General features: G+C 66.8%; 12 protein-coding genes. 2 read left to right on the forward strand and 10 right to left on the reverse strand.

The annotated features are described in order from the left end of the window. Nucleotides 1-13: 13 nt before the first annotated feature. From ACT54R_RS09270 to ACT54R_RS09305, 8 genes are all read right to left on the reverse strand, one after another. Nucleotides 14-856, reverse strand: a complete 843-nt coding sequence (locus ACT54R_RS09270) for an ABC transporter permease (protein WP_476325595.1) — start codon at nt 854-856, stop codon at nt 14-16. Further along, nucleotides 853-2,157, reverse strand: coding sequence for a M20 family metallopeptidase (locus tag ACT54R_RS09275; protein WP_476325597.1), 1,305 nt, complete (start codon nt 2,155-2,157; stop codon nt 853-855). Before ACT54R_RS09275 ends, ACT54R_RS09270 begins: the two co-directional genes overlap by 4 nt. A gap of 255 nt (nt 2,158-2,412) precedes the next feature. After that, the gene (locus tag ACT54R_RS09280) at nt 2,413-3,162 is read right to left on the reverse strand and encodes a Crp/Fnr family transcriptional regulator (RefSeq protein ID WP_476325599.1); all 750 of its coding nucleotides are present in this window, start codon (nt 3,160-3,162) and stop codon (nt 2,413-2,415) included. Between the two features lie 337 nt (nt 3,163-3,499). Continuing rightward, nucleotides 3,500-4,432 carry a carbon-nitrogen hydrolase family protein gene (locus ACT54R_RS09285; RefSeq protein WP_476325601.1) on the reverse strand — a complete coding sequence of 311 codons (933 nt, stop codon included), beginning with the start codon at nt 4,430-4,432 and terminating at the stop codon, nt 3,500-3,502. 5 nt (nt 4,433-4,437) lie between these two features. Continuing rightward, entirely contained in the window at nt 4,438-5,124 is a 687-nt protein-coding gene (locus tag ACT54R_RS09290) for a flavin reductase family protein (protein WP_476325603.1), read from the reverse strand. Nucleotides 5,125-5,222: 98 nt separating this feature from the next. Beyond that, nucleotides 5,223-6,275 (reverse strand): ABC transporter substrate-binding protein, encoded by a 1,053-nt coding sequence (locus ACT54R_RS09295; protein ID WP_476325605.1) that lies wholly within the window; start codon nt 6,273-6,275, stop codon nt 5,223-5,225. Between the two features lie 2 nt (nt 6,276-6,277). Further along, nucleotides 6,278-7,117 carry an ABC transporter ATP-binding protein gene (locus ACT54R_RS09300; protein WP_476325607.1) on the reverse strand — a complete coding sequence of 280 codons (840 nt, stop codon included), beginning with the start codon at nt 7,115-7,117 and terminating at the stop codon, nt 6,278-6,280. A gap of 20 nt (nt 7,118-7,137) precedes the next feature. Next, nucleotides 7,138-7,983, reverse strand: coding sequence for an ABC transporter permease (locus ACT54R_RS09305; RefSeq protein WP_476325609.1), 846 nt, complete (start codon nt 7,981-7,983; stop codon nt 7,138-7,140). 265 nt (nt 7,984-8,248) lie between these two features. Between ACT54R_RS09305 and ACT54R_RS09310 the strand changes: the two genes are divergently transcribed. Next, the gene (locus ACT54R_RS09310) at nt 8,249-8,992 is read left to right on the forward strand and encodes a TrmB family transcriptional regulator (protein WP_476325611.1); all 744 of its coding nucleotides are present in this window, start codon (nt 8,249-8,251) and stop codon (nt 8,990-8,992) included. A 9-nt stretch (nt 8,993-9,001) separates the two neighbouring features. On the opposite strand, the gene ACT54R_RS09315 is transcribed toward ACT54R_RS09310, so the two are convergent. Beyond that, nucleotides 9,002-11,335 (reverse strand): heavy metal translocating P-type ATPase, encoded by a 2,334-nt coding sequence (locus tag ACT54R_RS09315; protein WP_476325613.1) that lies wholly within the window; start codon nt 11,333-11,335, stop codon nt 9,002-9,004. A 65-nt stretch (nt 11,336-11,400) separates the two neighbouring features. On the opposite strand from ACT54R_RS09315, the gene ACT54R_RS09320 reads away from it, so the two are divergent. Further along, on the forward strand, nt 11,401-11,913 hold the full coding sequence (locus ACT54R_RS09320) for a MerR family transcriptional regulator (protein ID WP_476325615.1): 513 nt from the start codon (nt 11,401-11,403) through the stop codon (nt 11,911-11,913). Nucleotides 11,914-11,918: 5 nt separating this feature from the next. Here ACT54R_RS09320 and ACT54R_RS09325 read toward each other — a convergent pair whose 3' ends face one another. Beyond that, nucleotides 11,919-12,959 carry a helix-turn-helix domain-containing protein gene (locus ACT54R_RS09325; RefSeq protein ID WP_476325617.1) on the reverse strand — a complete coding sequence of 347 codons (1,041 nt, stop codon included), beginning with the start codon at nt 12,957-12,959 and terminating at the stop codon, nt 11,919-11,921. Nucleotides 12,960-13,408 lie beyond the last annotated feature (449 nt).

Below are 13,408 nucleotides of genomic sequence, written 5' to 3' on the forward strand. Positions count from 1 at the left end.
GGCGAAAGGGGAATCAGCGGAAGCGCCAGGGGGTCAGGGCGCGCTCGGCAAGGCGGATGAGGAAGTCGAGCGCCATGCCGGTGAAAGCGAGGACGAACAGGCCCATGATCACGATGTCGCCGAGCAGGAACTTGCTCGCGTCCCAGATCATCCAGCCGAGGCCGGCGGTGGCGGCGACGATCTCGGCGGCAACCAGCACCGTGTAGGTGAAGCCCAGTGAAATGCGCATGCCCGTGCAGATGCCGGGCAGGCAGGCGGGCAGGAAAACGTGCCGGAACAGCTGGCGGGAGTTGGCGCCCAGGCTTTTCGCCGCCTTCACGTAGCGCGGATCGACACTCGCCGCCGCCTGCATGGAGCTGATGGTCAGCGGCGGCAAGGCGGCGAGGAACAGGATGGCGATCTTGGACGCGTCGCCGATGCCCAGCCACATCACGATAAGGGTATAGAGCGCCAGCGGCGGCAGGGGCCGGTAGAATTCGATCACCGGATCGAACACCGCCTTCACGTCACGGCTGAGACCCATGACGATGCCGAGCGGAATGCCCACGAGGCACGCGAGGCTGTAGCCAGCCAGCACCCGGTAGAGGCTGGCGATCAGATGCTCGTGCAGCAGGCTGCCCTGGTAGCCTACGGTCGCGGTGCGCACGAAGGCCTCCCACACCGCCTTCGGCGACGGCAGGAAGAGCGGGTTCACCCATGCATAGTGGGCCGCGAGCCACCACAGGGCGAAGAGCGTGGCGGCGGTCAGCGCAGTCAGGAGCCGTGTGCGGGGGAGGGCCGCCCGCACACGGCCCGGCAGCAGGCTAGTCCGGGCCGGGCTTGAGGCGCGCTCGGGAGCGGTCTCCACGGCGCTCATTCCTCCACTCCCAGCAAGTCCATCACGGCGAGCGCAAGGATGCGCGTTGCCGCCACCGCCTTGCCGATGTGGATGCTCTCGTTCACCGGCGCCCAACCGTCTTCGCCGGGGCCGAAGGTGATGGCCTTGAAGCCGCGCTCGGAGAAGCGGATGGTGTCGTTGAAGGCGTTCTTGCGGTAGAGCTTCGGCTCGCCCGAAAGCACCTCGCCATAGGCCTTACGCAGGGTGCGGACGGGCTCGGCCTCCGCCTCCTGCTCGCCCGTGCCATCCACGAACAGGGCGCCGGGGAACGGCCGGGCCTCGGCCTTCAGGGTCGGATCGGTGGCGAGCGCGGTGGCGATCACGGCGTTGATGTCCGCCATCACGCTCTCCCGCGTCATGCCGGGAAGGATGCCCACCACCCCCAGCACCGCCTTGCAGCTGTCCGGCGTGAATTGCATCTCGCGCGGCACGCCTCCGGCGATGCGCAGCACCGTGACCGTGGGCGGCGTGCCGCCCGCGTGCGGGGTGGGGGTATGGGCGAAGCTCATCTTTTCGAGTTGGGGCAGCAATTCCATCATCTTGGTGATGGCATTGATGCCCGTATCGGGCCGCCAGAGATGGGTCTTGATACCGGAGGTCTCCACCTCCACGAGGAAATTGCCGCAATTGGCGATGGCGATCCCCATGCCCCAGCTGCCATCCGGCGCTGTCCAGGCTGTGGGCTCGCAGACGATGGTGTAGTCAGCCTCAAGCCCGCATTCGTCGAGCAGGAAGATGGAGCCGTCTGGCCCGTTCTTTTCCTCGTCCGCCGTGTAGACGCACTTCAGCGTGCCCTTGAGGCGCACACCCGCCGCGCGGATTGCCTCCACCGCGAGCAGCGTGCAGGCGAGGTTGCCTCGGGTGTCCGACGTGCCGCGCGCATAGAGCAGATCGCCGTGTCGGGTCGGCCGGAAGGGATGGCCGCCGGTCATGGTCCAGGCCGCCCAGTCGCCGGCAGGGTAGGTGTCGAGGTGGTCATTGAGGATGAGGGACGGCCCCTCCTCGGCCCCGGCCAGCGCGCCGATGACATTGAGCCGGTGCGGCGTGCGCGCCTTCAGGTCCACCGTGAAGCCGAGCGCCGCCAGCTTGTCGGCGAGCAGCAGAGCGATGCCCTCTTCCCGCCCGCCCGGCAGGTCCGGGTCCAGCGGATTCTCCGCCTCCGGCTGGCCGGCCGGGATCAATTCGCAGGCGAGATCGAGCCACGTCTGCTCGGTGATGAAGGACAAGACCGCGTCACGCTGGGAGATCGCGGCGGGTTGGGGAGTGAGTGCGACGGTCATGGCATCCTCGAATATGGTTTGACCTCAGCAAGGGGGATGCCACTTGCGGAATGCGCAGTTATCTCTTTGGAGAATCGAGCAGTTTTTCCGTTGCAAAGGAATTGCTTTTGAACGGCCTTCGCTCAGTTTCGCGGCCGGAGCCAGGGCGGACCTTAGTCAGGCCGCTCAAAAAATATCAAATCGATAATTTAAATATAAAAGCAATTCGTTGCTTGAGGCGGAGAGACCGGCGGCCTTTGCCCGGTCCGCAGATTGTCAGTTGCGGTCGGCCGGCTCCAGCTCGGAAGCCAGGGCCTCGGGCTTCAATATGACCATCAGGCCGCGCCGGTTGGTGAGGATGCCGTCCTGCTGCATCCGGCCGAGTTGCACCGTCACCCACTGCCGTGTGGCGCCGATGAGCGCAGCAAGATCTGCGTGGGTAAAGGCGGCGGCGATGAGGATGCCGCGCTCATCCTTCACGCCATAGGTCTGAGCCAGGTGCTGGAGCAACTGCACAAGCCGCTGCGCCACGGAGCGCGTGCCGAGCATCTGCGCAAAGGCGGAATAGCAGCGGGCCTTGAAGACAAGGGCGTCGATGATCCCGATGGCTAGGTCCGGCACCTGTCGCGCCAGCTGCCGCAGGCCTGCGCCCGGCAGGAACACCAGCCGGCTCGGCCGAACCGCCGTCGCCGCCCACATGTGGGTGCCGCCGCCGAAGACGTCCGGTCCACCGACGAAATGGCCCTTGGACCAATAGGCCAGCGTGATTTCACGGCCCGAGGGTGCCACGTAGAAGCTGCGGATCTGTCCGTCTTCAATGACCACGATGCCGTCGTGGTGCTCGCCCTGACGAAAGAGCGGCTCGCCGGCTGAAAGGCGCATCTCCCGCCCATGCATCCGAACGATGGCCTGATCGACCTCCGAGAGCCGCTCGATCAGGCTCGCCTCACGCTGCAGAGGCATTTCCCATTCCGCGAGCAGAATGGGCGCGTCGAGAGCGTCTCCCTTGACGTCATCTTTCGCCATTCGCCCTCGCCGGATGCCCTTTGCGCTTATGGAAGCGATCAAGGGTACTGTGAAGGCTGGCGAATGGCATCAGGGGGATCGAGAAAAATTGGGCAGTGACTGTTCTGATAAATTTCAAATCCACCGGGACGATGAATGCCTCTGTTGGGCAATTCCCAGGCGAGCCTCTTGAAGGGCAAATAAATGCTATTCGGCTCGATATTCTAATACATTATCCGCGTCTCGATGGTTGTTTTCATCGGCGGGATGTCGTTGCGAGTTCCTCCGCAATGCAGACGCATCCCCGTCCGCGTTGGCGGATGAGGACGCTCTGCAATTCTGAAAGCCCGGTCGAACCCTAGCCTTCGGCGCGGGAAATAACTGGGAGTTGCGGCGCTTCATCGACGCTGAGGCTGAACAGGTCGGGCCGCGCATAGTGGCCGATGGGGTCGAAATCGAGCTTGGCGCCGATGATGTCGTCGAGGTCGATCTCGGCGGTGAGAATGGTCTCCTCGTCCAGCACGGGCCCAGCGAGAATTTCCCCCAGCGGACCGACGATCACCGAACGGCCGTGCATCATGAAGGCGTCGGGGCTGGCCTGGATGCGGCTGGCGTAGTCCTCCGGAAAATCGCAGCGACGCATCACCTGGCAGGCGCTGATGACGAAGCAGCGGCCCTCCATGGCCACATGGCGCATGGTGGAGATCCAGGTCTCCCGGTCATCGGCGGTAGGCGCGGTCCAGATTTCGACGCCCTTGCCGTAATAGGCGGCGCGCAGCAGGGGCATGTAGTGCTCCCAGCAGATGGCGCCGCCGAGCTTGCCGTAGGGCGTGTCGACTACGGTCAGGGTGGAGCCGTCGCCAAACCCCCACACCAGGCGCTCGGAGCCGGTGGGCATCACCTTGCGATGCTTGCCGAGGAGGCCGTCCGGGCCGAGATAGAGCACGGTGCAATGGAGCGTCCCACCGTCCCGCTCGATGACGCCGACCACCACATGGATGTCATGCTCCGCGCAGGCGGCGGCGAGCTGGTCCACTTCCGGCCCGGGCACCGTAATCGCACCGCGCACGTAGCGGACGAAATCGGTCCGTCCCTCGGCTGTCCGCCGGCCGACGCTGCAGCCGAAGTCCAGCCCCTTGGGATAGCCGCCGATGAAGGCCTCCGGGAAGACCGCGATCTTCGCTCCCGTGGCGGCTGCATCGGCGATGAGGGCGATGGTGCGCTGGGTCGCTGCAGGGCCGTCGAAGGGGATGGTTGCGGCCTGGACAGCGGCCACCTTGATCCTGGGCATCTCGCTCATTCCTTGTTGTGTGCTGCGCCGTTCCACAGCGGGCGGTCGAGGTCGAAAAGGTCGCGCGTGCGCGTGTAGGCCGTCGGGCCGTGCATCCGGGCGACGAGATCGAGGGCGACACCATCCACCCGCGGACGGGCGGGATCGCCGGTCAGCACATGGACGGCATAATGGGCGTGTATCACCTCGCCAACGACCAGAAGCTGGCCCGGGCCGGTGTCCAGCATATGGGTCATCCGGCATTCGAGAGCGACGGGGGATTCCGCGATGCGGGGGGGACGTACACCAATGCTGGGCACGGATCGAAGCCCCGCCAGCGCGATCTCATCCACCTCGGGCGGGGCATCCACGCAGGTCACGTTCATGGCCTCGACGAGGGCGTGGGGCACGAGATTGACGACAAATTCGCCGGTGGCGCGGATGTTGGCGGCGGTGTCCTTCTCCCGCTCCGGCCGCGCCAGAATGCCCAGCGCCACGATGGGGCGATCCGCGCCGAAGACGTTGAAGAAGGAGTAGGGCGCGGCGTTCACCACCCCATCCGCGCTCATGGTGCCAACCCATGCGATGGGCCGCGGGAGAACCGCGGAGGCCAAAAGCCGATAGCGCATCTCGGCGGAGAGCGTGCTGAAATCGAAATGGCGCATGGCGGGGCCATCCGGGGGCGCCACGTCCTGTGTCTGGGTATGGGTCATGATGTCCCTGCGGCCGGCGGCGAGCACTCTCACCGGCCGGCGGAAGACAGCCCGCGCCCGAGGCGGGGCCGTCGTCTCCGTGGTGGACGGGGGCGACATCAGGCGCGAAGAATCTTCACGCTCTTCACGTCGAAGCTGCCGGTGGCGATCTCCTTGTCCACCTCGCCGGCGATGGCCGTATTGATGAACTTCGGCACGTCAGGCAGGCGCGGCAGAAGCTTGGCTTCCACGCCCCACTTGGCCAGCGTCTCCATCTGCGCGATCTGGGCCGGGGACAGCGCGACCTTGATGTCGGTGAAGGTCTTCGCGCTCCACGCCGGATCGTAGCTCGACGCCTTCTGGAGCACGGGCTCCGGAATGTTCTTGGCCGGCTCCAGCGAGCGGAACCAGCTGTTGGCGAGGTCATTGTTCTGCGCGGCGAAGAATAGCGCCTGCGCATTGGCGAGCAGCAGACGGCGCAGCACATCCGGCTTCTGGAGGAAGCGGTTGTTGGCGGCGAGCACGATGACCGGGCTCAGGTTTTCCGAGACGACAACCGCATTTCCCGTGCTCTCGAAGAAGCTCACGAAGGGGTCATAGGTGAAGAACGCGTCGATGCGCTGGGCGCCGACGGCATCGGCCAGTTCCGCCGGGCCGACGTTCACGAAGGTCATGTCCTTGCCCGGTACGAGGCCGGCTTTCAACACGGCATCCTGCGCATTCTGGAAGGCGGTGATGCCGAAGGTGCCGTAGACCTGCTTGCCCTTCAGGTCCGACATCTTGGTGATGCCGGACTTCTTGGTCGCCAGCACCGCCGAGCGGAAGCGGGCCTGCGAGGACACGGTCGTCACCGGCGCGCCGATGGCCATGGTGGTGACGGCGGCGAAATCGGAGAGCGTGCCCACGTCACCCGCGCCGGACACCAGCGCCTCGGTGATGGCGGGCGAGGCGGCGAGCTGGATCATCTCCATCTTCAGCCCGTTGCGCGCGGGAATGTCCGTGCGCATCAGCACATGGGCGATCTGGGCCGACACGGTGGTCGTGTTGAACCAGCACATGCGCACCACGTCCCCTTCCTGCGCGCGCAGGATCGAGGGGGCTGCCAAAGGAAGGGAGGCGGCGAAGCCGGCGGCCAGCTGGCCGAAACGGCGGCGCGAAAGTCCTGAGGTCACGATTATTCCCCTTTCTGCCATTCCGGCTTGAGCGTTTCCCACAGGTCATTGACCGTGGAGACGAACCATGGATCGGACCGCATCTCGGCCGTGCGCGGGCGCGGCAGCGGCACCAGAACCTCCTCGCGCACCCGCCCTGGACGCGGGCTCATCACCACCACGCGGTCGGCGAGGAACACCGCCTCATCGATGCCGTGGGTGACGAAGATCACCGTCTTGCCAGCCTCCGAGGAGATGCGGGCGATCTCCTCCTGCAGCAGCACGCGGGTCTGCGCATCGAGCGCGCCAAACGGCTCGTCCATGAGCAGGATGTCGGGATCGGGCGCGAGCGCGCGGGCAATGGCGGCACGCTGCTTCATGCCGCCGGACATCTGGTGCGGAAACTTGTCCTCAAAGCCGTTCAGGCGGACCATGGCGATGAGCGACCGGGCGATCTCGGCCCGCTCCGCCTTGCCCATGCCCTTGGCCTTGAGGCCGAATTCCACGTTCTGCTGCACCGTCATCCAGCCGAACAGGGCGTAGTCCTGAAACACCACCGTGCGCGAGGGGCCGGGCCGGGTGATCGGCCGACCATCCTGCAGCAGTTGCCCGCTGGTGGCGGACTGGAAGCCGGCGATGATGCCGAGCAGGGTGGACTTGCCGCACCCGGACGGCCCGAGCAGCGAGATGAACTCCCCGCGGCGGATACGGAGCGTCACGCCATCGAGGGCAATGACAGGTTCTTCGGTCTTGGACCCGTAGACCTTGCCGACATTGCGAATGTCGATCTGCACATCCTCGGGCGAGAGCTGCGGCGCGAGGGTCGGGGCGGCGGAAGACATGAGGGAGGCACTGGCAAGCATGGCTGTTCCTTTCGCTGTCCTCAGCTGCGCTCGGAGGGCGCCCAGGCGTTCACCCGCCGCTCGATGCGCTCGAGAATGGCGGACATTGCGAAGCCGACGAGGCCGATGGTGACCATGCCTGCCACCACGTTGTTGATCTGGAACAGCATGCGGGACTGCTGGATCAGGTAGCCGAGGCCGGTCTGCGCAGCGATCAGCTCCGCCGTCACGACGCACATCCAGCCGACGCCGAGGGCGATACGCAGGCCGGGCAGAATGATCGGCAGCGAGGCGGGGATCAGCACGTCCCAGAACAGCTGCCAGGGCTTGGCGCCGAGGCAGAGGGCCGCGTTCATCTGGTTGCGATCGAGCCCGCGCACGGCGGTGTAGGTGGCGACGAAGGCAGGGAAGACGGCGCCGAGGAAGACGAGGAAGTAGGACGCCGCGTCCCCGAGGCCGAACCAGAGGATGGTGATCGGAATCCAGGCGAGCGGCGGAATGGGTCGCAGGGCCTCCACCACCGGCCGTACGAAATCCGACACCGACCGCCACCAGCCGCAGACGAGCCCCAGCGCCAGACCGACAACGCAGGCGAGCAGGAAGCCGACGGCGACGCGCTGGAGGCTGGCGGCGAGATGAATCCACAAGGAGCCGTCGAGGGCCATGTTCCACAGCGCCTGCGCCACGGAGAACGGCGACGGCAGAAGGAAGCCGTCCACGAGGCCGAGCCCCGTCACCGCCTGCCAAAAGGCGAAGAAGGCTGCGAGTCCCAGCCCCGCGCGGACCGACTTGTCAGCGAACAGCCGGCTCCAGAGGACCTTGCGGCCGGCAGGCGCCGATCTGTCGGGAACCGCCGTCATCGCGCTCGCTTCAGCGTTCGCTCCCATCCGGACCTCCTCCTTCACCCCGCCTAGCGGCGGCACGTCAATGCGATCAGCCATGACCGAAGGCTAATTTATGTCGGTCATTTCCGTCAATTCACAAAGGCGGCGAAGATGATGATTCATCGGGCAAAAATGCCGACTGATCCGATCAAAGCGATAGCAACCCGCTTATTCTTTGGGCGCGTCGTTTGAAATTTTATCGGCTAAAACCGATGATAGACCTCTCCGGCGAGATCGGACATGCTGCGTCCATCGGGGGAAAGTGACAGTGACGGCGGACATCGAAGAGAAGCTGGCCCGGATCGGCATCACCGGGACGCTCTACAAGCTCTATCTGACGGCGGTCGGCCTCGGCGGCGCCTCCATCACCGAGGTCGCGGCGAAAGCGGGACTCGCGCGCACCACGGCGCACGATGCACTGGCCAAGCTGGAGGAAGAGGGGCTGATCCGGTTCGTGGACCACGGAAAGCGGCGCTTCGTGGTCGCGCAGGACCCCGGCGTGTTGCTGGAGCGCATCGAGGCGCGCCGGCAGATGCTGGAAGATGTCATGCCGGTGCTCAGGTCCATGTACCACCACGAGACCGGCAAGCCGAACGTGCGCTTCCATCCCGGCCCGGAGGGCATCCGCACGACCTTGTGGGATACGCTCTCCGGCGGCGACGCGGTGCTGCGGGCCACCCTCTCCATGAAGGAGCTGATGGCCGAGCCGGGCCTCGACGAGATGGAACGATATCTGACCGAGCGCGCGCGCCGCGGCATCTGGCTGCACGTGATCCGCTCTGCGGAGCGCGACATCGCGCCCATCTGGCCGTCCAGCCAGGAGCAGCGGCGCGAACTGCGCTACGCACCGCCCGCCCACCAGCTGGCGATGACCTGCTTCATCTACGGCAACAAGGTCGCGCTGATCTCGTCCGCCCGCGAAAGCTACGGCATGATCATCGACAGCGCCGAGTTCGCAGCTTTCCAGGCGTCCATGTTCGATGCCATGTGGAGCCTCAGCATCCCGACGTGACGAAGGGCATCATCCCTTCGTCGCTCGCAGAAGCCGCAGCGCGTTTGCGGTGACGAGCACGGTCGCCCCTGTGTCGGCGAGGATCGCCGGCCACAGGCCGGTGAGGCCGGCGATGGTGGTGACCAGGAACACCGCCTTCAGCCCCAGTGAGAGGCCGATGTTCTGGCGGATGTTGCGCATGGTCCGTCGCGACAGGTCGATCATGCCGGCGATATCCCGGACGCGGCCATGCAGCACGGCGGCGTCCGCCGTCTCCAGCGCCACATCGGTGCCGCCGCCCATGGCAATGCCGATGTCGGCGGCGGCGAGCGCCGGCGCGTCGTTGATGCCGTCACCCACCTTGGCGACGACCTCCCCCTTCCGCTTCAGCTCGGAGACTATGCGCTGCTTGTCCTCCGGCAGGAGGCCGGCGCGCACCTCGATGCCCAGCACCCCGCCGATGGCGGCGGCGGTCCGGGGATTGTCCCCCGTCAGCATCATCGTGCGCAGCCCACGTTCCTTCAGCGCCGCGAGACCCGCCGCCGCATCCGCGCGCGGCTCGTCGCGCATGGCGATGGCACCCGCCAGCGCGTCGTCCACGATGAGGAGGGACACGGTCTTGCCCTCGTCGTTCAACGCCGCGAGGCGAGCCTCCAGCGCGCGATCGAGCGCCACCCGCGTAGCCCCCGCCGCGACGGAACCGAAGAACACCGCGCGTCCCTCCACGATCCCCGTCACCCCCTTGCCGCCAAGCGCGCGGGCATCGCTCGCAGCGGGAATGGAGAGGCCATCGGCGGCAGCGCGGTCGAGGATGGCCTTCGCCAAGGGATGACTCGATCCGGCCTCCAGAGCGGCAGCAAGGCGCAGCGCCTCCAGTTCGGGTAGCGCAACGCCGATCACGTCCGTCACCTTCGGCCGCCCCTCGGTCAGGGTGCCGGTCTTGTCGAGACAGACCATGGTGACCTTGCCCGCCGTCTCCAGCACTGCGCCACCCTTGAGGAGCAAGCCCCGACGCGCGCCCGCGGAAAGACCGGAGGCAATGGCCGCGGGAGTCGAGATGACCAGTGCGCACGGACAGCCAATAAGCAGGATGGCGAGGCCCTTGTAGACCCATTCGCCCCAGTCACCGCCCATCAGCAATGGCGGGATGGTCGCAACCAGCGCGCCGATGACCACGACAGCGGGGGTGTAGACGCGCGAAAAGCGGTCGATGAGCCGCTCCGTTGGGGCGCGCGCCTCCTGCGCTTCTTCCACCAGCTTGACCACGCGGGCGATGGTGTTGTCCTCGGCGGTCGCGGTCACGCGGACGGTGAGCGCCGCATCGCCGTTCACGGTGCCGGCGAAGACGTTCGCGCCCACACCCTTGGTCACGGGGGCGCTCTCGCCGGTGACCATGCTCTCGTCGATCCCGCCCTCTCCGGCGAGGATCGCGCCATCGGCTGCGATGCGGTCGCCCGGGCGCACGAGGATGGTGTCGCCCACGGCGAGCTGCGCCGCCGGCACCTCCACGACATCGCTGCCCCGCACCACCAGCGCCGTCTTCGGCACCAGCACCGCGAGCGCCTTGATGCCAGCGCGGGCACGGCCGGCGGCGAAGCCCTCCAGCAATTCGCCGACGAGGAACAGGAACACGACGGCCGCAGCCTCCTCCGCCGCGCCGATGATGACCGCACCCACGGCGGCGATGGTCATCAGCGTCTCGATGGTGAAGGGCATGCCGACGGCCGCCGCCGCAAATGCCCGGCGCGCGATGGGGACCAGGCCGACCAGCATGGCGGCGATGAACAGCGGCGTCTGGACCTGCGGCAGCACCAGTCCGGCGAGGAAGGCCGCCGCAAAGGCGGCGCCGCTGGCGAGGGTCAGCCGCAACTTGCCGTTGAACCAGAAGCCGCCCTCGCCCAGTTCGGCGCCATGGGCGTGATCGTGGCGGGCGGCGGGCGCCGTCTCATCTGGATGACCGGAATGATCGTGGCGGGCATGGGCTTCCCGGGCGTGATCTTGCCCAGCGCGATCTTGCCCGCCGTGGTCATGCGCCGTGTGATCGTGGCCGCCATGATCGTGGCTCCCGAGGCCGGCCCCATGATCGTGCCCGCAGCAGGCCTCGCGTGCCGCGACCGGAGCCGACGTGTGGGCGGGCTCGGCATTCGCGAGCATGAGGCCATAGCCCATGGGCTTCAGCCGCGCCGGCAAGGCAGAAAGATCGGCACCAGAAACGTGCCGCACGACCAAGGTCGCCGCAGCCACGGACACGCGCGCCTCCGCCACCCCGTCCAGACGGCTTGCAACGGCCTCGATCTTCGCTGCGCAGGAGGCGCAGTCCATGCCCGAGACGCGATACCGAGTCTGAACCTGACTGGCTGTCATGATGCCGCCTTTCCTTTGGTCATGGTGGCAGCCTAGATGCTCTAGCGACTAGAGGAGCAAGCCCCATGGCAGCAGCACCGGTCCCTGCTCACCTGACCATCGGCGAAGCCGCCCGCATCAGCGGCGTGAAGGTGCCCACCATCCGCTTCTACGAGGAAACCGGCCTGCTGCCCCACCTGCCGCGCAGCGAAGGCAATCGCCGGCTCTACGACGATGCGCAGGTCAAGCGCCTCGCCTTCATCCGCCATGCCCGCGAGCTGGGCTTCGGCCTCGACGCCATCCGCACGCTGCTGACCTTGCAGGATCGCCCCGACCAGCCCTGCGCCGAAGCGGACGCCATCGCCGGCGCCCGGCTCGACGAAGTGCGGCGGCGGATCTCCTCGCTCAAGGCGCTGGAGGCAGAGCTGGAGCACATGGTCCATGCCTGCGCGCACGGCCGGGTGGCGGAATGCCGTGTAATCGAGATACTGGCCGATCACGGCCAATGCACATTTCATGGCGGGCCAGAGGTTACGCCGGGAGCTGTCCCGCATCCGGTGACGCAGGCCCAGCCCAGCAAGGGGACACGCCGACGCTAGAGGCTCTACTCCGCCTCTTCACCGATGCGCACCCGCCCCGCCAACGCGCTGCGTCGAAGCCGGCTCGGCGATGTGCTGGTCCAGCGACGGATGGCGCGACTGAAGCTGGCGTTGGACCCATAGCCCACCTCCGCCGCTACGGCGCGAATGGCGCTGCCGCTGGCTGTGAGACGGGCGATCGCCTGCTCGGCGCGCACCTTATCCACCAACTCGGAGAGGCTGGTCCCCTCCCCCGCCAGTCGACGCTGCAGCGTGCGCCGGCTCATGAAGGCAAGCTCGGCGATGCTGGCGAGCCCCGGCTCCGCCCCCGCCTCAATGAGGCCGGGCAGGATGGCGGCGATCGAGCCCGCCAACGTGCCGTCGCCGCGGATCACTGCGGCTCCCGGAGGGACGACCGCATCGGCAAGCTGACGGCCGTTCACATAGGGCCGGTCGAGCACCGCATCGGAAAAATGCATGGTCACCGTCCGGTTCGCCGCGGGCACAGTCTCGCAGCCGAATTGTGTGCCCATTCCCTCCACGCCGTGAAGCGGGTGAGGGCTCAACTCGACCCGCTCGACCAGTGACCCGGCAAGTCCGGTGCGCTGAACCACAGTGCGGATCAGCGCGGCCACGTATTGTTGCACGTAGGACAGATGCACCAGGTCCACGGGCACGCGAAAGGCATGGCGCACCGCGCCGCCGCCGGGAGTTGGCGTCAAAGTGAACAGCTCATGTGAGCCGTGATGCTGATAGGCGCGCTCCACCTTGATAAAGGCCTCGCGCGGCGTGCGGGACGACATGACGACCTGCCCCAGCAAACCGAGTTCCTCGATCCCGGCATGGGCCACCATGCGGCACGGCACATCATGGCCTTCGCGCCGAACCACATCCATCAGCAGGCGGATTCCCGCCATCAGGGGGATCGGACGATCGCGATCTTCGATAAGGCCGGCCGGCAGCCCGGCATCACGGAGCATCCGATCGAGCGGATGGCCGCCATCCTGCAGCCAGACCATGATCGGCGCGATGGCGGCTGCGCGCACCAGGGGCAGAGTGGTGGTCACGAACGATCTTCTCTCGCTCTCTTTCCGACGAAACGGTTATGCCCTCGCGAGCCCGACTGGGGTGGGGCGGCCGCCGCGCAAGCTGAACCGTGACCATGCCTGTTCCCATATTTTCGTCGTGGCGCGCAAGGTCAAATCCCGCCTGGCGTGCGGACTTGCGTTCACACCGGCGCGAAGCTGGCCGACATGCCGATCGTCAGAGATTGCATGACGCGGACACGAAATTCGACATTCCGGGGCATGCCCTTGCGCAAGCCCAACCAATGCCGTGGCGTCGGCGCCACACCTCGCCGGGAATAGCGCGCAAGGGGCAGTTCCAAAGCCGTGCTTGCGCTAGAGTGCGGCCATTGGCGGGGGCCAAGTGGCGGGGTGACGAGCCGCGCCGCGAGACGCCGCGGTGCGGCGTCAGGTCAAGACGGGGGAATTATGGTCGGGGGGTATCAATCCGG

This window comes from Xanthobacter sp. DMC47, assembly GCF_056313845.1.